Source organism: Ancylobacter sp. TS-1, assembly GCF_009223885.1.
GTDB lineage: Bacteria > Pseudomonadota > Alphaproteobacteria > Rhizobiales > Xanthobacteraceae > Ancylobacter.
The window spans coordinates 2,684,451-2,708,433 of the sequence record NZ_CP045144.1; the positions used below are offsets into that span (position 1 = coordinate 2,684,451).

The 23,983-nt window shown below is 69.2% G+C and carries 17 protein-coding genes, 1 tRNA gene and 1 pseudogene; 14 read left to right on the top strand and 5 right to left on the bottom strand.

The features are described 5' to 3' along the window. The 5 genes from GBB76_RS12615 to GBB76_RS12635 all read left to right on the top strand — a co-directional run bounded on the left by GBB76_RS12615 (position 1) and on the right by GBB76_RS12635 (position 5,903). Positions 1 to 1,107 (top strand): LLM class flavin-dependent oxidoreductase, encoded by a 1,107-nt coding sequence (locus GBB76_RS12615; protein WP_152303625.1) that lies wholly within the window; start codon positions 1 to 3, stop codon positions 1,105 to 1,107. 88 nt (positions 1,108 to 1,195) lie between these two features. Next, a complete protein-coding gene (locus tag GBB76_RS12620; RefSeq protein WP_152303626.1) occupies positions 1,196 to 1,558 on the top strand; it encodes a RidA family protein in 363 nt (120 codons plus the stop codon). A gap of 52 nt (positions 1,559 to 1,610) precedes the next feature. Continuing rightward, on the top strand, positions 1,611 to 3,038 hold the full coding sequence (locus tag GBB76_RS12625) for an FAD-binding oxidoreductase (protein ID WP_152303627.1): 1,428 nt from the start codon (positions 1,611 to 1,613) through the stop codon (positions 3,036 to 3,038). Between the two features lie 10 nt (positions 3,039 to 3,048). Then, complete coding sequence (locus GBB76_RS12630) at positions 3,049 to 4,641, top strand: GMC family oxidoreductase (RefSeq protein WP_152303628.1); 1,593 nt, start codon at positions 3,049 to 3,051, stop codon at positions 4,639 to 4,641. A gap of 8 nt (positions 4,642 to 4,649) precedes the next feature. After that, entirely contained in the window at positions 4,650 to 5,903 is a 1,254-nt protein-coding gene (locus tag GBB76_RS12635) for an FAD-binding oxidoreductase (protein WP_152303629.1), read from the top strand. 4 nt (positions 5,904 to 5,907) lie between these two features. Here the strand turns inward: GBB76_RS12635 and GBB76_RS12640 are convergent, their stop codons facing one another. After that, a complete protein-coding gene (locus tag GBB76_RS12640; protein ID WP_162375584.1) occupies positions 5,908 to 7,818 on the bottom strand; it encodes a sigma-54-dependent Fis family transcriptional regulator in 1,911 nt (636 codons plus the stop codon). A gap of 585 nt (positions 7,819 to 8,403) precedes the next feature. Here GBB76_RS12640 and GBB76_RS12645 point away from each other — a divergent pair. The 8 genes from GBB76_RS12645 to GBB76_RS12680 all read left to right on the top strand — a co-directional run bounded on the left by GBB76_RS12645 (position 8,404) and on the right by GBB76_RS12680 (position 20,359). Then, a complete protein-coding gene (locus tag GBB76_RS12645; protein WP_152303631.1) occupies positions 8,404 to 9,987 on the top strand; it encodes a GMC family oxidoreductase in 1,584 nt (527 codons plus the stop codon). Between the two features lie 2 nt (positions 9,988 to 9,989). Then, positions 9,990 to 11,261: an FAD-binding oxidoreductase gene (locus GBB76_RS12650; RefSeq protein ID WP_152303632.1), complete on the top strand. Its 1,272-nt coding sequence runs from the start codon at positions 9,990 to 9,992 to the stop codon at positions 11,259 to 11,261. Between the two features lie 186 nt (positions 11,262 to 11,447). Continuing rightward, entirely contained in the window at positions 11,448 to 12,557 is a 1,110-nt protein-coding gene (locus tag GBB76_RS12655) for an LLM class flavin-dependent oxidoreductase (protein WP_152303633.1), read from the top strand. Between the two features lie 20 nt (positions 12,558 to 12,577). Beyond that, positions 12,578 to 13,846: a D-arabinono-1,4-lactone oxidase gene (locus GBB76_RS12660; protein ID WP_152303634.1), complete on the top strand. Its 1,269-nt coding sequence runs from the start codon at positions 12,578 to 12,580 to the stop codon at positions 13,844 to 13,846. Between the two features lie 148 nt (positions 13,847 to 13,994). Continuing rightward, positions 13,995 to 16,040: a sigma-54-dependent Fis family transcriptional regulator gene (locus GBB76_RS12665; RefSeq protein WP_152303635.1), complete on the top strand. Its 2,046-nt coding sequence runs from the start codon at positions 13,995 to 13,997 to the stop codon at positions 16,038 to 16,040. Positions 16,041 to 16,416: 376 nt separating this feature from the next. Then, entirely contained in the window at positions 16,417 to 17,520 is a 1,104-nt protein-coding gene (locus GBB76_RS12670) for an ABC transporter substrate-binding protein (RefSeq protein ID WP_152303636.1), read from the top strand. A gap of 39 nt (positions 17,521 to 17,559) precedes the next feature. Further along, positions 17,560 to 18,639, top strand: a complete 1,080-nt coding sequence (locus tag GBB76_RS12675; RefSeq protein ID WP_152303637.1) for an ABC transporter ATP-binding protein — start codon at positions 17,560 to 17,562, stop codon at positions 18,637 to 18,639. Then, the gene (locus GBB76_RS12680) at positions 18,632 to 20,359 is read left to right on the top strand and encodes an ABC transporter permease subunit (RefSeq protein WP_152303638.1); all 1,728 of its coding nucleotides are present in this window, start codon (positions 18,632 to 18,634) and stop codon (positions 20,357 to 20,359) included. The genes GBB76_RS12675 and GBB76_RS12680 overlap by 8 nt, the downstream gene beginning before the upstream one ends. A gap of 8 nt (positions 20,360 to 20,367) precedes the next feature. On the opposite strand, the gene GBB76_RS12685 is transcribed toward GBB76_RS12680, so the two are convergent. Next, a complete protein-coding gene (locus GBB76_RS12685) occupies positions 20,368 to 21,786 on the bottom strand; it encodes a PLP-dependent aminotransferase family protein (RefSeq protein ID WP_202911098.1) in 1,419 nt (472 codons plus the stop codon). Positions 21,787 to 21,914: 128 nt separating this feature from the next. On the opposite strand from GBB76_RS12685, the pseudogene GBB76_RS12690 reads away from it, so the two are divergent. Next, positions 21,915 to 22,772: pseudogene (locus GBB76_RS12690) on the top strand (DMT family transporter); the annotation flags it as partial. A 41-nt stretch (positions 22,773 to 22,813) separates the two neighbouring features. Here the strand turns inward: GBB76_RS12690 and GBB76_RS12695 are convergent. The 3 genes from GBB76_RS12695 to GBB76_RS12705 all read right to left on the bottom strand — a co-directional run bounded on the left by GBB76_RS12695 (position 22,814) and on the right by GBB76_RS12705 (position 23,851). Next, a tRNA-Leu gene (locus GBB76_RS12695) sits at positions 22,814 to 22,900 on the bottom strand. Positions 22,901 to 22,984: 84 nt separating this feature from the next. Then, positions 22,985 to 23,449 (bottom strand): hypothetical protein, encoded by a 465-nt coding sequence (locus GBB76_RS12700; protein ID WP_152303639.1) that lies wholly within the window; start codon positions 23,447 to 23,449, stop codon positions 22,985 to 22,987. Between the two features lie 63 nt (positions 23,450 to 23,512). Beyond that, positions 23,513 to 23,851 (bottom strand): hypothetical protein, encoded by a 339-nt coding sequence (locus GBB76_RS12705; protein WP_246668910.1) that lies wholly within the window; start codon positions 23,849 to 23,851, stop codon positions 23,513 to 23,515. Positions 23,852 to 23,983: the final 132 nt, after the last annotated feature.

Genomic DNA, 23,983 nt, shown 5'->3' on the forward strand with positions numbered 1-23,983 from the left:
ATGGACCTCGGCCTTTTCATGCAGCCGCTTCACAACCCGGAGCGGAGCATCACCGACATGCTGGAGGAGGATCGCCAGGCCGCCATCCTCGCCGACAAGCTCGGCTATGCCGAGGTGTGGGTCGGCGAGCATTATTCGTCCAGCATCGAACCCATCGTAAACCCGCTCCAGTTCTTCGCGACGCTGATCCACCAGACCGAGAAGATCAAGTTCGCGACCGGCGTGCTGGCGCTGCCGCAGCACCACCCGGCCAACATCGCCGGCGACGCGGCGCAGTTCGACCATCTCAGCAAGGGCCGCTTCATCATGGGCATCGGCCCGGGTGGGCTCGCCAGCGATTTCGAGCTGTTCGACATCATGGACAAGAACCGCGCCGAGATGCTGGTCGATTCCATCGACCTCATTCACAAGATCTGGTCGTCGGACGCGCCCTACAACATCAAGGGCAAGTACTGGCACATCAAAATCGAGGACACGGTGATCCCGAAGCTCGGCTTCGGGCCGATGGCCAAGCCCTACCAGAAGCCGTTCCCCGAAGTCGCCATCTCGGCGATGACCCCCCATTCCGGCAGCGCCCGGCAGGCCGGACTGCATGGCTGGGGCTTCGCCTCGGCCAACTTCATCCAGGAATGCTGGGTCAAGTCGCACTGGGAGCAGTACGTCATCGGCGCGGAGAAGGCCGGCCGCCGACCCGACCGCAACCGGTGGCGCGTCGCCCGCTCGGTGCTGGTCGCCGAATCGGATGCGCAGGCGGCGGATTATCTGGCGCGCGAGGGCAATTCCTACGCCTGGTACTACGACTTCGTGCTCGACGACATGCGCACCTACAACATCCTGCCCGTGCTCAAGCATGACCCTTCCCTCCCCGACGAGGATGTCACGCTGAAATACTGCATGGATACGATGATCATCTCCGGCTCGCCGAAGACCGTGCTCGACAAGCTCGTCGCCCTCGTCGACTACCTCGGCGGCCCGTTCGGGACCCTGCTCCAGACCTTCAAGGAATGGGACGACCCGGCCATCCAGCAGAACTCCATGCGCCTGCTGGCGCAGGAGGTGATGCCCAAGCTCAACGCCTATTGCAGCACCAAGGTCGCCGCCGAGTGAGACGGCCCGGTCCCCGCGCAACGGCGCGCGGGGACGCCTTCCGCGATGGCCGCCTTCAACGTGAACATCCAGAAAACGCAGGACCAGCATGCCTTCCGACAGTTCCATCCAGCGCTTCGATTCCAATGGCCGGCTCTCGCGGGTCGTGGTGCATAACGGCGTCGCCTATCTCTCCGGCGTCACCGCCAAGGAGAAGACGCCCGACGTCGCCGCCCAGACCGCCGACGTGCTGGCCCAGATCGACGCCCATCTCGCCCGGCTCGGCTCCGACAAGAGCAAGATCCTGCGGGTCAATATCTGGCTGCACGACATGGGTCATTTCGACGCCATGAACCGCGTCTGGGACGCCTGGGTCGACACTGAGAACGCCCCCGCCCGCGCGACGGTGGAATCCCGCCTTGCCGGCCACGGCAGCAACCTCGTGGAGATGATGGCCACCGCCGTCCTGTGAACCGCACGGCGGCGCCGCCCGTAACGACCAAGGCGCCGTCGGGAGCCCGACGATGACAGCAGTTTCCGGCACCGGCGCCGCCTCATGGTGGCTGTCCGAGGCGCTCGCCAGCGAGGGGGAAGCCCGCCCAGCCCAGCCCCTCGCTGGCGACGTGCGCGCGGACGTCGCCATCGTGGGGGGCGGCTTCACCGGCCTGTGGACCGCGCTGTCGCTGCGCCGACGGCGGCCGGACCTGCCGGTGACGCTGATCGAGCGCGACATCTGCGGCGCCGGCGCCAGCGGCAGGAGCGCCGGCAAGGTGCATGGCTACTGGACCTCGCTGCCGCGCCTCGCCCGCCTCGTCGGTCCCGACGCGGCCTGGGAGATGGCGCGCCTCGGCACGCGGGCGCAGCAGGCCATCGCCGCCTTCGTCGCGCAGTGCGGGCGCGACGTCTGGTGGCGCGAGGGTGGTGGCCTCAAGGTCTCGGCCGCGCCGGCGCAGGACGCGGCGCTCGACGCCGCCGCCAGCGCGATGGTGGCGCTGGGTGCCGCCGACAAGGCGCAGCGCCTCTCGCGCGCCGAGGTCGCCGGCATCTGCCGCTCGCCGGTGTTCCGCGCCGGAGTCCGTTATCCCGAGGAGGCGACGGTGCATCCCGCCCGTCTCGCCCGCGCCCTGCGCGCCGCCGCGCTCGAAGCGGGGGTGAACCTGCACGAGCACACGCCGATGCTCAGGCTCGCCGACGACAATGAGGGCGGCTGCCGCATCGCCACGCCGCAGGGCAGCCTCGCGGCGAACCGCGTCGTGCTGGCCACCAATGTCGGCCAGATCGCCCATGGTGGCATCGGCCGGCGCTTCATGGCCTTCTCCAGCTACGCGCTGATGACCGAGCCGGCGCCCGAGCGCCTCGCCCGCGCCGGCTGGACCTCGCCGACCAGCATCGTCGACGCCCGCTCCTTCCTGCACTATGCCCGCCGCACACCGGACGGGCGGGTGCTGATGGGGACTGGCTCCGGCCCCATCGCCTATGGCGGGCGCGTCGAGGCGGCGGCGATGACCGATGACGCGGCCTCCCTCCGCCGCGCCGCGCGCGGGCTCAAGCGGCTGCTGCCCGGCCTTGCCGAGACGCCCGTCGCCGGACGCTGGGGCGGGGCGATCGACGTCTCCTCCGACCGTTTCCCCTATGCCGGCACGCTGCCCGGCGGGCGCGTCGCCTATGCGCTCGGCTATTCCGGCCATGGCGTCAATCCGAGCTGGATCATCGGCGAATGCCTCGCCTCGCTGGTGCTCGATATGCGCGACGAGTTCACCCGCTCGCCCTTCTGCACCCGCGCCCTGCCGGCTCTGCCGCCGGAGCCGGCGCGCTATCTCGGCGGATCGGCGATCCGCAGCGCGATTCTTGCCTGCGAGGAAGCCGAAGAAGACGACCGCCGCGCCCCGGCGCTGGCCCGTGCCGTCGCCGCCCTGCCCGGAATGTTCAATCTCACCATCGGAACGCGTTGACGGAGCCCAGATGACCATCAGCTCATGCGACTACATCGTCGTCGGAGGCGGCTCGGCGGGGTGCACCATCGCCTCACGGCTCTCGGAGGATTCCGGCGCCTCGGTGGTGCTGTTCGAGTCCGGTCCCTCCGACCGCAACCCGTTCATCCACATGCCGGTGACCTACTACAAGACCCAGCGCATGCTGCGACGGATCCAGCTCGAGCCACTCAGGCACCAGTTCGACATGGCGCCCGACACCGGGCAGGCGCGGGTGCTGGGCGGCGGCTCCTCGGTCAACGCCATGGTCTACATACGCGGCAATCCGCAGGACTATGACCGCTGGCAGGATTCCGGGGCGCAGGGCTGGTCCTATCGCGACGTGCTGCCCTATTTCAGAAAGGCGGAAGCGAACGAGAGCCTGTCCGGCGAGGCGCACGGCACCGAGGGCCCGCTTTCGGTCTCCGACCAGCGCTACACCAGCCCGCTGACCAAGGAATGGCTGAAAGCCTGCCAGGAGGCGGGGCTGCCCTACAATGCCGACTTCAATTCCGGCGAGCAGGCCGGCTGCGGCCTCTACCAGGTGACCATGCGCGACGGGCGCCGGTGCAGCGCGGCGGTCGCCTATCTCAAACCCGCGCGCGGGCGGAAGAATCTCACCGTTCTCACCGGCAAGCCGGTTCTGCGTATCCTGATCGAGAACAACCGCGCCGTCGGCGTCGAGTACCGCGACGGGCGCGAGCGCAGGATCCTGCGCGCCGAGCGCGAGGTGGTGGTCTCCTCGGGCGCCATCGGCTCGCCGCGCCTGCTGCTGCTTTCCGGCATCGGCCCGGCGGACGACCTGAAGGGCGTCGGCGTCGAGGTGAAGCACGACCTGCCCGGCGTCGGCCAGAACCTGCAGGACCACACCGACTGCTTCCTGATCTACGACCTCAACGGTCCCTACAGCTACGACAAGTACAAGAAGCTGCACTGGCAGGCGGTGGCGGGGCTGGAATATGCGCTGTTCCGCTCCGGCCCGGTCGCCTCCAATGTCTGCGAGGGCGGCGCCTTCTGGTGGGGCGATCAAACCGACCCGTTGCCCGACCTGCAATATCATTTCCTCGCCGGCGCCGGCGTCGAGGTCGGCGTCGACGGCACGCCGAGCGGCAATGGCTGCACGCTCAACGTCTATGGCTGCCGCCCGCGCTCGCGCGGCACCGTCAGCCTGCGCTCGGCCGACCCCTCGGTGCCCCTGAGGATCGACGCCAACTACCTCGCCGACCCGCACGATGTCGAAGTGCTGATCGAGGGCGTGAAGAAGGGCGAGGAGATCATGTCGAAGCCCTCCATCGCCAAATACATCGCCGCCTCGCACAAGCCGTCCAAGCCGCTCAAGACCCACGCCGACTATGACGAGTACGTCCGGCGCGAGACGCAGGGCGCGCTGCACCTGTCCGGCGCCTGCAAGATGGGAACGGACGACATGGCGGTGGTCGACCCGCAGCTGCGCGTGCGCGGCGTCGACGGGCTGCGCGTCGCCGATTCCTCGATCATGCCCTATGTCGTCTCCGGCAACCTGAACGGCCCGACCATCATGATCGGCGAGCGGGCGGCCGACTTCATCCGCGGCAACAAGTTCTGAGGCGCGCCATGACCACAGGACCCGAGGCCGACATCGTGATCATCGGCGCCGGCATCATCGGCCTCTCCGCCGGGCTGCTGCTCCAGCGCGCCGGCCGCAGCGTGACCGTGATCGATGCGCTGCCGCCGGGCACGGCGACCTCCGCCGGCAATGCCGGCCTGCTCAGCGCCGGCACCAACATGCCGGTGGCGCTGCCCGGCTTCTGGCGCAACGTGCCGGGCTGGCTGACCAATCCGAAAGGCCCGCTGGCGCTGCGCTATTCCTACCTGCCGACCGCCGCGCCCTGGCTGACGCGCTGGATCCTCGCCAGCCGCACCTCCACCGTATACGCCGCCTCGGATGCGCTGCGCGCGCTCCATCGCGACACCATGGACGGCTATCGCGACATGCTGGGGCCGGAGCTTTTCGCCGACCTCATTCGCACCGAAGGCAGCGTCAACGTCTTCTACAACGCGACGCCGGGCCGCAACGAGCCCTTCATCCGCCACCTGATCGAACGCCATTCCATCGCCGTCGACGATCTCGACCGCAAGGCGCTGGTCGACCTGTTCCCCGGCATCGGGCCGATCGCCCAGCGCGGGCTCTATTTCCCGCACAATGGCTGGACGGTGAATCCCGGACGGCTGACGCAGGCGGTCGGGCGGCTCTTCGTCGAGGCCGGCGGCACCATCGCCCATGAGCGGATATTCTCGGTACGCCCCGCCGAGGGCGGCTTCGAGCTGTTCGGCAATCTCGGCGACCGGCGCGCCCGCGCGGTCATTCTCGCCGCCGGCGCCTGGACCGGCCGGCTGCTCTCGCCCCTCGGCGTGAAGCTGCCGCTGGAGACCGAGCGCGGCTATCACCTGATGCTGGAGGACGCCACTATCGCCCCGAAGCTGCCGCTGCTGCTGCGCGACGGCGGCATGGCGATCACCCCGATGGAGGGCGGCCTGCGCCTCGCCGGCACGGTGGAGATCGCCGGGCTCGACGCACCGCCCGACGAGAAGCGGGCGCGGCAATTGCTCGACCGGGCCCGGCTCGTCTTCCCGGGGCTGGAGGCGACCCGCTGGCGCAAATGGCTCGGCTTCCGCCCCTCGCTGCCGGACAGCGTGGCGGCCATCGGCCCGGCGCCCGGCGTGCCGGGGCTGTTCGTCGCCGCCGGCCACGGCCATACCGGCATGGTGGGGGCGAGCACGACGGCGCGGCTCATCCGCGACCTAGTGATCGGCACGCCGCCCGCCATCGACCCCAAGCCCTACAGCCTGTCGCGCTTCAACCGTTGATGGCTCAGCGCCGGGTGATGCCGTGCGCCTTGAGCCGCCGGTACAGCGTCGCCCGGCTCATGCCGAGATTGCGCGCGGCGGCGGCGACATCGCCCCGGCAGGCCTCGATATTGTCGAGGATCGCCGCCCGCTCCACCTCGTCGACGCGGGCGCGCACCCCGGCCGGGCGGCGCTCCTCGGCGGGCAGCGGCACCGGCGCCGGCGCGAAGGCCGGGCTCCCCGCCGCCGGCAGCAGCAGGTCGTGCGGCTCGATGGTCTTGCCTTCGGCCAGCGAGGCGGCGCGGTTCACCACCAGATAGAGTTCGCGCAGATTGCCCGGCCAGCTATGGCGCAGCAGGATCGCCCGCGCTTCCGGCGCCACCCGCATGCCGAGGCGACCGGCGGTGCGGGCGATGCATTCGTCGATGACCGCTTCCTTGTCGGCGCGCTCGCGCAGGCAGGGAACGTTGATCACCACGCCGGCCAGCCGGTAGTAGAGATCGGCGCGGAAGGCGCCCTGCGCGATGCGCGGCTCCAGCGGCTGGTTGGTGGCGGCGATGACCTGCACGTCGACGCGCTGGATCTTGCCCGAGCCGAGCGGGGCGACCTCGCCCGATTCCAGCACGCGCAGCAGCCGCGTCTGCAGATGCAGCGGCATGTCGCCGATCTCGTCGAGAAACAGCGTGCCGCCATGCGCCTGCACGAAGCGGCCGGCCGAGCCCTCCTTGCGAGCGCCAGTGAAGGCGCCGCCAGCGTAGCCGAACAGCTCCGATTCGATCAGCGTCTCGGGCATGGCGGCGCAGTTGAGCGCCACGAAGGGCTGCGCCGCGCGCGGCGACTGCGCGTGATAGGCGCGCGCCAGCGTGTCCTTGCCGACGCCGGTCTCGCCGAGCACGAGGATCGGCAGGCCGGTATGGGCGAGACGGCGCAGAATGTGGACGTTGCGCGTCATGCGCGGCTCGGCACCGGCCCACTGGTCGAGCGTGACCGGAGCGGCCTCGCCGGCCGCCGGCGCGGCGGGCGTTGCGGATGCGGCGGCGCGGGTGCGCGGCGCGGCGGGAGCGGGCTCGCGCTGGGGGCCATAGGCGTAGCCGCGCAGCGGCGAGCCATCGAGGCGGATCAGCTCCAGCGGCAGCGTCGGCCCGGCGCGGTCGCGGATCGCGGCCGGGTCGCGGGTGAACAGGCGCCAGAGCGAGAAGGGCGTGAACTCGGTCTTCGGCAGGCTCAGGAACTGGCGCGCCGCGACGTCGGCGCCCACCACCGCATGGTCGGCATCGATGGCGAGCAGGCAGGGCTGGCCGTCCGGCCGCCAGAGCTTGAGGATGGTGCGGTTGGCATAGGTGCGCCGGAACACCGCTTCCGACAGGCGCTCGGCCGATTTGCGCACCACTTCCAGGGCGATCTGGTGGGTCTCGCGCTGGAGACCGGGATTGCGCACCGTGATGTTCATCGCCGCCCACAGCGAGCCGTCCGGCGCGAACAGCGGCACTGCGGCGCAGGACATCTCGATGAAGTCCTCGAAGAAATGCTCGTCCTGGAACACCGAGGTCACGGCCGCGTCGCGCAGGCAGGTGCCGACCCCGTTGGTGCCGGCATGGCGCTCGCTCCACACCGAGCCCGGCCGCTCGGTGTCGGAATAATAGCGCGAGGAACGGTCGGCCCGCTCGGCGACCGTCACGCCCTCGGCGTTGGTCAGCGTCACGCAGTATCCGATCCGCCCGACAATGGAATAGAGGAAGTCGACTTCCTCGTAGGCGAAGATCAGCTTGTCCTCCAGCGCCTCCCGCGCGACGTTGATCTCGCGGTGGCTGACATAGGGAACGGTGCCGCAGCGGCCGGGCTCCAGCCCATATTCCTCGATGCAGCGCGACCAGGAGCGATAGGGAAAATCCTGCGCGACGGCGAGCGTCCCCGGCCCGGAACGAACGGCGGCCATTACCTTTCGACTATGTTCCAGCATCGCGCGGGATCCCGTTCTTCATGTGAGGCCGGACCGTGACCGGCGCGCCAGGCACACACGGCCTGCTCACTTCCGAATGCTGCACCACAAGCACATAACGCTTTGGCAGATAACGTGAAATTCACGGGGCGCAGCTGAACGCGCCCAAGATATGACCCATGATGCGGCACGCCCATTTTTTTGGCAAGCCGTATTGTGTCGCCTTGCGTCACGCGCGGCGACTCGCGCTTGGCGCCCAGCGTATGACAGCCGCGCGACGTTCGCCAGTGGCGGGCGGCACGTCGCCCGCACGGCACCGCTCCGCCGGGGGGCGAGATCCCGGACGGGCGCGACAGACCCGGCACCGGCCGCTGAGACTCACAATCGACTTCTCAAAGATGAGAACAGATTGTCTCACAAGTGAGAAATACTCAAATATAGATTTCAAACTATACTTTAAACGTCGAGTGCAATATGAACTCGACTTGCGAATTCGATCCCATCCGCCGCTCCGGACGACGTGCACGCACCGCGCCAATGCCGTGCAGGCTCCGGTCAGGCCAAGCCCCGGTTCCGCCCCCCATGCAGTTCGATTACATCGTCATCGGCTCGGGCTCGGGTGGCAGCGCCGTCGCCGGCCGCCTCGCCGAGGACGGGCGCTCCCGCGTCCTCGTGCTGGAAGCGGGCGGCTCCGACCGCCGGCTGCCGGTCCTGATGCCGGCGGCGACCTATCTCTACGCCATCGGCAACCCGCGCTACGACTGGCGGCTGAACTCGCAGCCGGACCCCTCGCGCGGCGGGCGCACCGACTACATGCCGCGCGGCAAGGTGCTCGGGGGCTCCTCCTCGATCAACGGCATGCTCTATGTGCGCGGTCAGCCGGAGGATTTCGACGGCTGGGCGGCGCAGGGCTGCGAGAGCTGGGACTTCGCCCGCGTGCGCCCCTATTTCCGCCGCGCCGAGGACAATGAGAACGGCGCCGACGCGGATCACGGCACCGGCGGGCCGGTGAGCGTGCAGAACCTGCGCACCTCGCACCCGCTCTCCGACGCCTTCCTGCGCGCCGGCGTCGAGGCCGGGCTGGAGGAGACCTCCGACATCAACCGCCCGCCGCAGGGCGGCATCGGCTACCTTCAGGCGACGCAGAAGAACGGCTGGCGCTGCAATGGCGCGCGCGCCTATCTCTGGCGCAAGCGGCCCAACCTCACCGTGCTGACGCACGCGCAGGCCCGGCGCATCCTGTTCGACGGCACCCGCGCCAGCGGGGTGATGTTCGACCGCAAGGGCGAGACCGTCACCGCCCATGCCGCGAAGGCGGTGGTGCTGAGCGCCGGCGCCTTCGGCTCGCCGCAGCTCCTCATGCTGTCCGGCGTCGGGCCGCAGGCGCAGCTACGGGAGCACGGCATCGACGTCGTGCACGACCTGCCGGGCGTCGGCGAGAACTTCCACGACCATCCCGGCACCAGCCACATCGCCTGGGTCGACCGGCCGACCTACAATGTGCAGCACACGCCCTGGCACGCGATGCTCTATGGCGCGCTGTGGCTGCTTGCCGGGCGCGGGCCGGGCACCACCCCGGACGCGCATGTGATGGCCTTCATCCGCTCGCAGCCGGACCTGCCGCGCTGCGACCTCGAAATCCACTTCACGCCGGCGGGCTACGACCTCACCGAGACCGGGCCGATCCTGTTCGACCGCCCGGCGGTGACGGCGCTGAACAACATCCACCGCCCCTATTCGCGCGGCCATGTGCGGCTCGCCAGCGCCGACCCCTTCGCCGCCCCGGCGATCCAGCCGAACCTGCTCGGCGACGCGCGCGACCTCGAGACCCTCGTCATCGGCGCCAAGCGGCTGCGCGCCATCTTCGAGGCGCCCGCCATGGCCCGCCACGTGCTCGGCGAGTTCAAGCCGGGCCGCGAGGTACAGAGCGACGACGAGTGGGCCGCCTATGTCCGCGAGACGGCGATCGGCATCTACCACCCCGCCGGCACCTGCAAGATGGGCGTCGACCCGATGGCCGTGGTCGACCCGACGCTGAAGGTGCGCGGCCTCGAAAACCTCTACGTCGCCGACGCCTCGATCATGCCGGTCATCGTCAGCGGCAATCTCAACGCGAACTGCATCATGATCGGCGAGCGATGCGCCGATTTCATCAAGGCGGCCTGAGCATGGCGACTTCCTCCACACACGGGCGGCGCACCGTCGCCGTCATCGGCGGCGGCGCGGTGGGCGTCGCCACCGCGAGCTTCCTGCTGCAGGACGGCCACGATGTGGTGCTGATCGAGCGCTTCGGCATCGGCGAGGGCGCCTCCTTCGGCAATGCCGGCGTCTTCGCGCCTTCCTCCGTGGTGCCGATGTCGATGCCCGGCACGCTGGCCAAGGTGCCCGGCTATCTGCTCGACCCGCTCGGGCCGCTGTCGATCCGCTGGCGCTACCTGCCGACGCTGGCGCCGTGGCTGGTGCGCTTCGTGCGGGCCGGCACCCAGGCCGGCGTGCGCGCGCAGGCCCGCGCCCTCACCCCGCTGCTGCACGATTCCTACGGCGCCTGGCTGCCGCTGGTGCGCAATGCCGGCGGCGACGACCTGATCCGCCGCGACGGCTTCCTCGCCGTCTATCGCAGCCAGGCCGATTTCGACGGCGACGCGCTCGGCTTCCAGCTTCGCCGCGACAATGGCATTGCCTTCGAGGTGCTGCGCGAGGACGAGCTCTGGCAGTTCGAGCCGAGCGTCTCGCACGACTACACGATCGGCGTGCTGTTCCCGCAGGCCGGCAACACGGTGAACCCGAACCGGCTGGTGCGCACCGTCGCCGAGCAGTTCCAGCGCGACGGCGGACGCCTCGTGCGGGCGCAGGCGCGCGGCTTCGCCCGCGAGGGCGTGACGCTGAAAGGCGTCGAGACCGATGCCGGCCTCATTCCCGCCGACGCCGCCGTGGTCGCGGCCGGCGCCCATTCGCGCACCCTCGCTGCGGGACTGGGCGACGATATCCCGCTCGACACCGAACGCGGCTACCACGTGCTGGTCGCCGATCCCGAGACGCTGCCACGCCGGCCGATCCTCGACGCCAGCGCCAAATTCGTCTCGACCCCGATGGAGACCGGGCTGCGCATGGCCGGTACGGTCGAGTTCGCCGGGCTCGACGCGCCGCCGAACTGGACCCGCGCCGACCATCTGCTCACCCTCGGCCGGCGGCTGTTCCCCGGCCTGGCGCCGGCCTATCCGGAATCGCGGGTCTCGCGCTGGATGGGCTTCCGCCCCAGCATGCCGGATTCGCTTCCCGTGATCGGGCGCGCCGGCGCCACCCCGCACGTGGTCTACGCCTTCGGGCACGGCCATGTCGGCCTCGCCTCGGCCGCGCGCACCGGCATGGCGGTGGCCGACCTCATCGCCGGCCGGCCGGCGCCCTTCGACCTCGCGCCCTTCGCGCCGACCCGGTTCTGAGGCGGCCCGGCAGGGCGGGCGCGGGCACCGTCTCGCGCCCTTTCTCCGCAATGAGACGGGCGGTCAGGAGCGGACACGGACCCGTCTGCGATTATTGTTGAATCACAACGCGTTGATGGTCTGGCACGGGCTTTGCCCAAATCCGTTTGCCGGCACGTGGCCGGTCGCAGTCAAGGGAGTCCGGTCGTGCTGCTTTCCTTCTTCATGATGCCGCTTCATTCGGTCGGCAGGGACTATGTCACCACGCTCGACGAGGACATCGAAGCCTTCAAGCTCGCCGACGAACTCGGCTTCGAGGAGGGCTGGGTCGGCGAACACTACTCGGCCTCGATCGAGCAGATCTCCTCGCCCCTGATGTTCCTCGCCCACATGGCGTCGCAGACCAAGCGCATCAAGCTCGGCACCGGCGTGATGACGCTGCCGCTCTACCACCCGGTGATGGCGGCCGCCCATGTCGCGCTGGCCGACCACCTCACGCGCGGCCGGCTCATTCTCGGCATCGGCACCGGCGGCCTCGGCTCGGATTTCGAGCTGTTCAAGCTGGAGACCGCCGACCGCACCGCCATGATGCTCGACTCCATCGAGATCATGAAGAAGATCTGGGCCTCCGATCCGCCGTACGACATCACCGGCACGTTCTGGGACGTGAAGCTGAGCAAGGTGAACTGGCCCGAGTTGGGCGTCGGCCCGATGCCGAAGACCTTCACCAAGCCGCATCCCCCGCTCGCCGTTTCGGTGTCGAGCCCCAATTCCGGCTCGATGCGCGTGGCCGCCCGCAACGGGTTCATGCCGATCTCGGCCAATTTCGTCGCTTCCTGGGTGGTGAAGACCCATTGGGAAACGTATTGCGACGAGATGGCCAAGCTCGGCAAGACGCCGGATGGCTCGCAGTGGCGCGTCGCCCGCTCCATCCATGTCGCCGACACCGATGCGGAAGCCGAGGCCATCGTGAAGGCGCCCGGCGGCGCCTATGACTGGTACTACGACTACATGTACCAGGTGTATGAGCGCATGGGCGCCGGCGCCCTGCTCGCCCCGTTCCGCGACACCGACCCGGCCACCATCACCCACCAGATGGTGCGCGACAATTTCGTGATCTATGGCAGCCCGGAAACGGTGGCGCGCAAGATTCTCGCGTTGCGCGAGGAAGTTGGTCCGTTCGGCACGCTGATGATGACGTCGCACGAATGGGTGGACAAGCCGGCGATGCGCCGGTCCATGGAACTGCTTGCCAAGCGCGTCATGCCCGCCGTCAATGCGGCGCTCGGCGAAAACGTGCCGGCGATCGCGGTCTGAGCAGGCGAAGGAAGAGCAAGATGCCGAGCGTCGACAAGAGCGCCGTGCTGCAGCCCGGCAAGCTGTGGTGGAACTGGTTCGGGGAACAGTATTTCGTGCCGCGCTACACCGCGCGCCCGACCAGCGAGGAGGAGGTCTGCGCCATTGTGCGCGAGGCCCGCAAGCTCGGCCTGCCGATCCGCGCCAGCGGCGCGGGCCATTCCAACCCCGCCATCGTGCCGACGCCGGGCGTCCATATCGACTTCGACGACTTCAACCAGGTCGTCGCGGTCGACAAGGAGAAGCTGCAGGTCACGGTGCGCCCCGGCATGCGCATCAGCGCGCTGACCAAATATCTGCGCGAGCAGGGCATGTCGCTCAACAACCAGGGCGACATCGACCGGCAGGCGGTGATCGGCGCGATGATGACCGGCACCCACGGGGCGGGCAAGACGCTGCCCTGCCTCTCGGCGCAGCTCATCGGCGCGCGCATCGTCACGGCGGAGGGCGAACTGCGTGACCTCTCCCCGGCCGATGGCGAGCTGTTCAAGGCGTTCCGCACCTCGATCGGCATGTTCGGGCTGGTGGTCTCGCTGACCCTCCAGGCGGTGCCGTCCTACAATATCTACAAGCGTTCGTGGAACACCGACGCCGAGGACTGCCTCGACAATCTGCACGCCCTGCTCGACGCCAACCGGACCTTCTGGTTCTTCTGGCTGCCGCGCAAGGAATCGGCTGATCTCTACGAGCTGCCGGGCGGTGTGGTGCCCTCGAAGGCGACGCGCGACTTCGACATCTGCCACATGCGCACCTACAACGCGGTGCCGGTGGCCGAGCCCGCGCCGCAGCTGGGGCCGGGCGAGGAATTCGACCATTCCTCGATCATCTACCCCAATGACTACATCCCGAACTTCCGCGAGATCGAATACGCCGTCCCCTTCGGCCGCTTCGAGGAGTGCTTCGCCGAGGTGCGGCAGATGTTCAAGACCAAGTACCCGGAGGCGATCTACCCGGTCGAATGCCGGGCGGTGAAGGGCGACGACACCTACCTGTCGGCCTATTCCGAGCGCGACGGCTACGCGCTCTCCATCTCCGGCCCGCTGGAGGAATGGACCTGGGGCATGCTGCGCGACGCCGACGCCATCCTCGACCGCTACGATGCGCGCCCGCACTGGGGCAAGCACCACTTCATGACGCCGGAGCGGCTGGAGCGGATCTATCCGAAATACGACGCCTTCAGGAAGCTACGGCGGGAGATGGACCCCGACGGGGTCTTTCTCAACGACCATCTGCGCATGCTGTTCGCCTGAGGAACGGGCCGGCTTTGCCGGCCCGTTTTCATAAGCGGACCCATCATGCGCCCAGGGCGCCTTCGCGCCGGGCGGGAGGGAATTCGGGTTGACGATTAAAGTTTGTGCTGCGCAGAATTTGAGCGGGGGGACGGAACTGGAGCCCGCGATGCTGGATCTTCGCAGTCACGTCTCGCGGATCGTCTCGAGCGCGAACCAGCTGGCCCTCGCCCCCGGCGAAAGCCGGGCGCCGCGTGCCGCCGACACCATGGCCGCCTCCTGGCGCCGCTGCATGGAAGGCTACCGTTTCGACCCCGCCGCCAAGTTCCGCATCGAGGCGGTGAGCGATGCCGAACTCAAGCTCCAGCGCCAGGCCAATGACGAGCTGATCCAGTTCGCCCGGCCGGAGATCGACGCCATGTTCGGTGCCGTCTCGCTGTCCGGCTTCTCGATCAGCCTCGGCAATATCGACGGCTACATCATCACCGAGCGGGCCAACTACAATCCCGAATTCTACAGCGAGGTCGAGCGCGCCGGCACCGCCTGGGCCGAGCAGTCGGCCGGCACCAACGCCATCGGCACCTGCCTCGTCGAGCGCAAGCCGGTCGGCGTCTACACCAACGACCATTTCTTCTACGAGTTCTCCGCGCTCTCCTGCGCCAGCGCGCCGCTGTTCAGCCCGGACGCCGAGCTGGTCGGCGCCATCAACATCTCGATCCGCAATCCCGAGCTTCAGCGCGAGACGCTCAAGGTCGTGCTGGGCCTGACCACCGGCCTTGCCGACCGCATCGGCGAGCGCATGTTCCGCCAGGCGTTCCGGCGCAACTACATCCTCAAATTCGCCATCGGGCCGGTCGATCATGGGCTGATCGCCGTCGACGAGGATTTCCAGCTCGTCGGCCTCAACCGCGCCGCCCGCGAATTGCTGCGCGACCGGCTCCAGCTCGCCCGCGTGCGCAGCCTGTGGGCGGTGTTCGAGCGTGACCACCGGCTGATCGACCTCGCCCGGCTCGCCGGCGCCGAGCTGACGCTACATCTGCAGAAGGGCGGCGACGCCCTCAGCGTCACCCTCTCGGCCCCGCTGGAAGGGCCGGCCACCGCCAGCCGCCATGCCGGCGCCAGCGTCGAACCGCCGGCGCGGGCGCGGGCGACGCCCGCCTCCGCCGCCCCGCGCCTTGCGCTGCATGGCCTCTCGCTTGACGACTGCGCCGGCAGCGACCCGCGCATGGTCGCCAATGTCCGCTTCGTGCGCCGCGTGCTCGGCGGCTCGCTGCCGATCCTGCTGCTTGGCGAGACCGGCGTCGGCAAGGACGCCTTCGCCCGCGCCGTGCACGAGGAGAGCCCGCGCCGTGGCAGCCCCTTCGTCGCCTTCAACTGCGCCTCGGTGCCGGACACGCTGATCGACAGCGAGTTGTTCGGCTATGGCAGCGGCGCCTTCACCGGCGCCCGGCGCGAGGGCAGTCCGGGCCGGCTGGTCGAGGCCGATGGCGGCACGCTGTTCCTCGACGAGATCGGCGACATGCCGATCAGCCAGCAGACCCGCCTGCTGCATGTGCTCGAATCCGGCGAGGTGACGCCGCTCGGCTCTGGCCGGCCCCGCCGCATCGACGTGCAGGTCGTCGCCGCCACCAATCAGGATCTGGAGACGCGCATCGCGCAGGGCCTGTTCCGGCAGGACCTGTTCTACCGCCTCGCCGGCGCGGTCATCGACATACCGGCGCTGCGCGAGCGCACCGACCGGCGCGAGCTGATCGAGGCGGTGTTCGCCCGGCTCGCCGAGGGCCGCCGGCTGGAGATCGCGCCCGATGCCATGGCGCTGCTGATGCAGCACGACTGGCCGGGCAATGTGCGCGAGCTGCGCCACGTGCTGAACCGCGCGCTGCATGTGTGCGAAGGCCCTGTGGTGACCGCGCGCGACATCGCCCTGCGCAGCGGCGCGCGCGCGGCTTCCACGGCCTGTTCCGCCGCCGCTCCCCCCGCCGGCACCATGCCGCCGGCCGCCGTGCCGGCCATGGCGGGGGCAGGCTCCGAGGCGAATTCCGTCGCCCCCGCTGATTCGGCGAGCGCACGGCAGGCCATCGCCACCGCCGAGCGCGACGCCATCACCGCCACGCTGGCGCGCTGCGGCGGCAATGTGAAGGCCGCCGCAGCGGCGCTCCAGCTCAGCCGCGCCACGCTCTACCGCAAGCTCCAGCGCTACCAGATCGTCCACTGAGGCCGGGCCCGGCGCCGCCCGGCCGCCCGGCTTGGGGCATGCGGCTTTGGCGCGCGTGTACGCGCGCGCTTGGCGCACCCTCGCCGCGCATGTCGCGCATCTGCGACAGCCCATGGCTCATTGATGCAACGTTGCGACCCCGGCGCAACCCGTCTCATCCCGTCCCGTAGACGCGAACATGTCTCATTGATGAGGACACGATCTTCTCCTTGTGCGACATCTTTATAGTGCCGAATATCGTATGGAATATTTCATTTACCGGATCATTCATCCCCGCCTGATCCGGTATCTTCTTGGGAGACAAGAATATCTTGGTCTGGCACGATAGTTGCCGAACCGGGGAACGGCCAGAAAGGTCCGAACACAGGGGATAAAAATGACCTTCCAGAACGGAACTCCGGCGCCCTCGCGGCGCAGCATCATGAAAGGCATGGGCCTCGCGGCCGCCACGCTGGCGGCCCCCGGCGTCCTGCGTCGCGCCTATGCCGAAGAGCCCATCGTGCTGCTCACCTGGGAGACCTATCACGACCCGGCGTGGTGCAAGGAATGGGGCGAGGCCAATGGCGTCGAGGTGAAGCCGGTGGTCATCGGCTCGGTCGACGAGCTGTTCTCGCAGCCCTTCTCCGGCGCCGTGCATCCCGACATCATGTATATCGAGACCGGCTCGCTGCCGCGCTTCAAGGAAGCCGGGCTGATCGTGCCCTTCGACACCGCCAAGGTGCCGAACATCGCCAACATCACCTCCAAGCTGGACTGGAAGAAGTACACCAATGTCGGCGGCGAGATCGTCGGCGTGCCCTATAACTGGGGTACCCAGCCGCTGATGTTCAATGCCGACCTGATCAAGTCGCCGGACAGCTGGGCGGCGCTGTGGGACGAGAAGTACCGCGGCAAGGTCAACATCTTCGACGACTGCACCATCGTCTTCCCGATGATCGCGCTCTATGTCGGCGCCAAGGACCCCTTCAACCTCACCGATGCCGATTTCGAGAAGTGCGAGAACGCGCTGCGCGCGTTGCGCAAGCAGGTGCGCACCATCGCGCGCGGCTTCGACGACGCGGTGACGATCTACGCCGCCGGCGACGCGGTGATCGGCTACTGCCAGAACATCGCCGTCGTCACCTCGCTGCAGGACAAGGGCAAGAACTTCGACTACTCGCTGCCGAAGGAAGGCACCCCGACCTGGATCGACTGCACCGGCGTCTCCAAGAAGGGCAATCGCGACATCGTCTACAAGTTCATCAACGACAACCTGTCGACCAAGTGGCAGGCGCGCTTCATCGAGGCCTCGACCAATAACGGCGTGCTCAACCTCGCCGAGGCCAAGGCGGGCGGCGTGAGCGAGAAAACGCTCAAGCGCACCAACATTCCGGATTCGCAGGCCAGCGACTTCTGGGACAAGCTCGTCATCCTGCAGAAGCCCGAGGACTTCGAGCGCCGCCTGCAGATCTGGAACGACTTCAAGGCCGGCACGCTCTGACGGGCGGACCCAGCTGACGCGAATATCGGAGCACGAGTGATGGCGAACGCTTCGCAGACGATTCTCACCGTCGCGGGGGTCGACAAGACCTATCCGGGAGCGGCCCGGCCGGCCCTCGACCGGATTTCCTTCTCGGTCGGAGCCGGCGAATTCTTCTCCATCCTCGGCCCGAGCGGCTCGGGCAAGACGACGCTGCTGCGCATGATCGCGGGATTCGAGCGGCCCGATATCGGCCGCATCCTCATGGACGGCGAGGACATCACCCATGTCCCGCCGTTCCGCCGCGACGTGCGCACGGTGTTCCAGAGCTACGCGCTGTTCCCGCATATGAGCGTGCTCGAGAACGTCGCCTATCCGCTGCGCATGGCGGGGGCGCGCAAGGCCGAGCGCCTCGCCAAGGCGCGCGAGTGCCTCGATCTGGTGAGCATGGGCGACTTCGCCGCCCGCCTGCCGCACCAGCTCTCCGGCGGCCAGCGCCAGCGCATCGCGCTGGCGCGCGCCATCGTCTGCCGGCCGCGCATCCTGCTGCTCGACGAGCCGCTTGGCGCGCTCGACCTGCGCCTGCGCCAGCAGATGCAGCACATGCTGGTCTCGCTCCAGCGCGAGCTTGGCATCGCCTTCGTCTATGTCACCCACGATCAGGGCGAGGCGCTGTCCATGTCCGACCGCGTCGCCGTCATGAGCGATGGCCGCATCGCCCAGCTCGGCACGCCGCGCGAGATCTATTTCGACCCGTCCTCGGAATTCGTCGCCCAGTTCGTCGGCCGCTCCAACCTGCTGCCGATCGACTGCGTGACGCAGGGCGGGGCGCTCACCGCCCTGCTCGACGGCCAGCCGCTGCCGGGCGTCGTCGCCCCCCGCTCGGGACCCGCCCGCATGGCGATCCGCTTCGAATGCGTGCGTCTCGCCGCCGACGACCATCCGGCCGACGGCGCCTGCAGCGTCCCCGGCACCGTCGAGGACGTGCTGTTCCTCGGCAATGCGCTGGAGGTGAACGTGCGCTGCGGCGGCCTCAACATCATCGCCGCCGTGCCGGCGGCCGGCGGCGAAGGCTATGTGCCCGGCCGCCCGGTGCGCGTGCTGTTCGACGCCGGCAATGCGACGGTGTTCCATGGCTGACATCGCCTCCGAGATCCCGATGTCCGCCGCCCGCCCCGCCTCCCTGCGCTCCTTCAGCCCCCTCGGCTGGCCGGTCTATGCCTGGTTCATCGCGCTGGTGCTGGTGCCGAACCTGCTGCTGATCGGCACCAGCTTCCTGCGCACCTCGAACGGGCTGATCGTCTTCGACCCGTCCTTCGCCAGCTATCTCAGGCTGTGGAAGTCCGGCAGCTTCCAGTTCCTGCTCTTCAAGACGCTGGCCACCAGCTTCGGCGCCGCCGTCATCGGCTGCCTGATCGCCTACCCGATGGCCTATTACGCCGCCCGCGTGGTGCAGAAGAACCGCTCCATCCTCGTGCTGCTGGTCATCATCCCGCTCTGGATCAGCCTGCTGATGCGCGTCTTCGCCTGGCGCATGATCCTCGGCCAGAACGGCATCCTCAATTCGGCGCTGGTCGGCAGCGGCGTGCTCGACCAGCCGAGCGAAGCCTTTCTCTACACCGGCTTCTCGGTGTTGCTGGCCTATACCTACATCTCGATTCCGTTCTGCTTCGTCGCCATCTTCACCGCGCTGGAGAAGATTCCGCACGCGCTGATCGAGGCCTCGCAGGACAGCGGCGCCTCGTCCTGGCAGACCTTCCGCCATGTGGTGTGGCCGCTGTCGCGGCCCAGCGTCGCCATCGGCTTCTCGCTCGCCTTCCTGATGACGGTCGGCGACTACGTCACCCCCTCCATGGTCGGCGGCATCGACGGCACCATGATCGGGATGGTGATCGCCTCGCAGTTCGGCATCGCCAACAACTGGCCCTATGGCTCGGCCATCGCGGTGTGCCTGATGGTGAGCGTCGGCCTCGTGCTGGCGCTGGTCATGTGGGCCGGCCAGACCCGGGGCGTGCTGATGGGCGACGAGGGCGCGCGCCCGCCGATCGCGCCGCAAAGGCTCACCTCCGGCCAGCGGCTGCTGCGCGCCGGCGCGGCGGTGGCGTTCTCCCTGCCCTATCTCTTCCTTTACGCCCCGCTCGCCATCATGGTGCTGATGTCGTTCAACGATTCCTCGGTGCAGACTTTTCCGCTGAGCGGCGCGACACTGCGCTGGTATGCCGATCTCGCCGACAACGCGACCATGCTGGAGGCGGTGCGGCGCAGCCTCGTCGTCGGCTTCTGCGTCGTCCTCGTCTCCACCGTCGCGGCGATCGGCTTCGCCTTCGCCCTGCATTACGGCCGGGTGCGGCGGGCGCGCTTCTTCGAGTTCGCGCTGGCGATCCCGGTCGCCATTCCCGGCGTGGTGCTCGGCATCGTCATGGTGCTGGCGACCCAGCTCGTGCAGATTCCCTCAGGCGTCGGCCGGGTGGTGATCGGGCAGGCGAGCTTCGTCATGCCGGTGATCCTGATGATCATCCTCGCCCGGCTGCGCCGGCTCGACGGGGCGCTCTTGGAAGCCTCCATGGATTCCGGCGCCAATCACTGGCAGAGCTTCGTCCACGTCATGTTCCCCTCCATACGGGGCGCGGTGATCGGCGGCGCGCTGCTCGGCTTCACCCTCTCGGCCGACGACGTGATGGTGACGCTGTTCCTGTCCGGCACCTCGCCGACCCTGCCGATCTGGGTGTGGAACCAGATGCGCTTCGGCTTCACCCCCTCGGTCAACGCCATCTTCACGCTGGTCGGCGTCGGCTCGCTGCTGGTGATCCTGATCTGCAACAGGCTGCTGTTCCGCGAGGCGCCACGCTCAGACGCCTGACGACCAGATCACGCTGGCGGCACTCGCGCCGCCAGCCCGTCGAGCGCGCGGGCGAGCACGTCGAATATCCTCGGCTCGAGCGACTGGGCGACGTTGAACCGCATGAAGCCGCCGGCGGTTCCCGCGCGGCTGAACGCGTTGCCCGGTGCCAGCACCACGCCCTCCACCAGCGCCGCGCGGGCAAGCGCGGCCGCGTCGATGCCCTCGGGCAGCCGGCACCACAGGAACATGCCCGCCTTCGGCTCCAGCCAGGGCGTGACGCCGAGCGCGCGTAGCCGCCCGGCCGTCGCCTCCCTCGCGCCGGCAAGGCGCTGGCGAACGCCCTCCATGTGCCGGCGATAGCCGCCATCGGTGAGCGCGGCATGCGCCAGCGCCGCGTCGAGCCGCCCACTGCCGAAGCCGGTGGCAATCTTCAGGTCGGTGAGGCTCTCCACCCAGTCCGCCCGCGCGGCGATGTAGCCGCAGCGCGCGGCGGCCGACAGCGTCTTGGAGAAGCTGCCGATCTGGATGACGCGCGAGAGCCCGTCAAAGGCGGCAAGGCGCGGCGCCGGCACGGTCTCGAAATCGGCGAAGATGTCGTCCTCGACGATGACCAGCGCCGCCCGCTCGGCAAGCTGGAGCAGGCGGTGCGCCACCGCCGGGGACAGCGTCGCCCCGGTCGGGTTGTGGATCGCCGAATTGGTGATGTAGAGCCGGGGCGCGTGGGCTTCCAGCGCGGCGGCGAAGGCGTCGAGGTCGGGGCCGGTGGGCGTGTGGGGCACGCCGACGACCCGCGCCCTGTGCGCCTTCAGCAGCGCGTGGAAATTGAAGTAGCAGGGATCGTCGACCAGCACCGTGTCGCCCGGCTCGAGCAGGAAACGGCAGACGAGGTCGATGGCCTGCGTGCCGGAATCGGTGAGCACGATCTGCTCCGGCGCGACCTCGACGCCGAGCCCGACCATGCGCCGGGCGAGCACGCCGCGCAGCCCGGCATGGCCGCGCGGGGTGGCGTAGTCGGCGAGTTCCGGGGCCGGCGCCCGCGCCAACGCGCGCAGCCCCCGCCGCAGGCCGGCCTCGAACATCCAGTCCGCCGGCAGCCAGCCGCAGCCGGGTTTCAGCACCTCGCCGCCGGCTTCCAGCGACTGGCGCGAGATCCACAGCGGGTCGATCTCGCGGTCGAGCCGCGGGCCGATCTGCGCCAGTGCCAGCGGCGCCGGCGGCCCGGCCACATAGAAGCCCGCGCCGGGCCGGGAGCGGATGACACCTTCCGCCGCGAGGCGCTCATAGGCCTCGACCACGGTGGAGACCGAGACGCCCATCACCTTCGCCTGCGCCCGCACCGAGGGCAGGCGCGCGCCGGGCAGCAGGGCGCGGGCGGCGATCCGCCCCCGTATCGCCGCCATCACGGCCTCGATGCGGGTGAGCGGCGAAGGTGCGGGAGCGTCCATCCGTAATGCTCATATGGCCATAACAGTCAGGACGAATTGTACTGGACTGTCTCTGGTGCGTCGAGGCGCCTGCGGCGAGAGAGGAAGGCGCGCGCCGCGCGGACGCGGCCGGAATCAGGAGCGGGCGGATGGACAGATCGACCAGCGGCTGGATCAGCGGCTTCATCGGAATGGCGATCTTCGCCGGCTCGCTGCCGGCAACCCGCGCGGCCGTCGCCGGCTTCTCGCCGCTGTTTCTCACCGGCGCGCGGGCCACCCTCGCCGGGCTGCTCGGCCTGATGCTGCTCGCTGTGCTGCGCCAGCACCGCCCGGCGCGGTCCGACCTTGTTCCGCTCGCGGTGGTCAGCTTCGGCGTTGTGGTCGGCTTCCCGCTGCTGACCGCCCTCGCCCTGCAATATGTCACCTCGGCGCATTCGCTGGTGTTCATCGGCCTGCTGCCGCTCTCGACTGCCCTGTTCGGCGTGCTGCGCGGCAGCGAGCGCCCGCACGCCGCGTTCTGGGCGTTCTCGCTGCTCGGCAGCGCGCCGGTGGTCGGCTACGCCGCCACGCAGGGACTGGCTACCTCCCCGGCCGGCGACCTGCTGATGCTGGCCGCCATCGTGGTCTGCGGGCTGGGCTATGCCGAGGGCGGGCGACTGTCGCGCCGGCTCGGCGGCTGGCAGGTCATCTGCTGGGCGCTGGTGATCGCGCTGCCGGTCATGGCGCCGCTCGCCCTTCTGGCGCCGACGCCGCCGCTGGCCGCCGTGGGCATGCCGGCCTGGATCGGCCTCGCCTATGTCTCGCTGTTCAGCATGCTGATCGGCTTCATGTTCTGGTACCGGGGCCTGGCGCTGGGCGGCATTGCCGCCGTCGGCCAGCTCCAGCTTCTGCAGCCCTTTCTCGGCCTCGGCATCGCCGCGCTGCTGCTGGGCGAGAGCGTGAGCGCCGGCATGCTCGGCGTGACGCTCGGCGTGGTGGCCTGCGTCGCCGGCGCACGGCGCTTCGCCGCCCCGGCGGGCGGTGGGAAGCCGGAATCGATGGGAAAAGATGGTGCGGGTGGTCGGACTCGAACCGACATATCCGTGAGGACGGCGGATTTTGAGTCCGCTGCGTCTACCAGTTCCGCCACACCCGCGCGGTGAGTCTGTCTATAACGAATGCCGGCCGCCGCCAAGACGAGGCGAGGCGACTGGGGCCCCGCCACGCAGGCCCGCCCCTGTCAGGACGCCGGCTTGCAGCTGCCGAAGGCGCTCAGCGCCTTGCCGCCGGCCACGGTCATCAGCGTGGCGTCGGGCTTCGAGGTCGAGACCTGGATCGCCCAGGCGGTCATGTTGTCGTTGCCGTCGAGCACATAGCTGTCGCCGTCGCCGATCACGCTCTGGATCGAGCTGATATGGGGCAGCTTGTCGTCGCCGGTGCTGGCGATGATCTGCTCGCCGAAATGGATGAGGATCTTGGCCGGCAGGTCGATGGTGCCGAGTTCGGCCGAGGGCGCGCAGCCCTTGGCCTCGCAGACGAACACCTTGTCGAAGGTGCAGGCGAGCGGCGGCGGCAGCGTCTCGTCGGCCGGCGCCGGCTCGGGCATGGCCGCGGAAGGATTGGCGGCGGCGGGACCGGCATCCTGCGCCTGCGCGCTCGCGAGGCCCAGCATCAGGCAGAAGGCGGTGGCGGTGGTCTTCAGCATCGGGCGGGTCCTAGAGGCCGGTCCAGGCGCTTGACCGGAGATGAGGGAACGGCACGGCGGCCCTCAGTAGACCGGCGTGCGGCAGGGCGGATAAGGCGGCGCGCCGCAATAGCCCGGGCCATAGACCGGGCGCGGAGGCGGCGGCGGGTAATAGGCCGGCGGCGGGGGCGGCGGCGGGGCGTAGTAATAGGTCTTGGGCTGGGTCGCGGCGGTGACCGCCGAACCGACCAGCGCGCCCGCCACCAGACCGCCGATCAGGGCGCCGGTGGAGTTGCCGGCCCTGGCCGGCTGGCTCGCGGCCGTAAGGACCGGCAGGGCGATGGCGAGGGCGAGCGCCACGCGCATCAGGATGCCAGCCAGACCCGCTCTGCCGAGCGGCTTCATTCTGCCGAAGGGGCTCATTTCCGACCTCGCGTGAATCGACGCCCCGACTATCGCGCAGCCCGCAGATGCCGACAAGCGGCGACGAGGGCGGCGCAATTGCGGCGCGCCGATGGCCACCGTCGCACTACCATTTTGCCAAGTCTTTGCAAT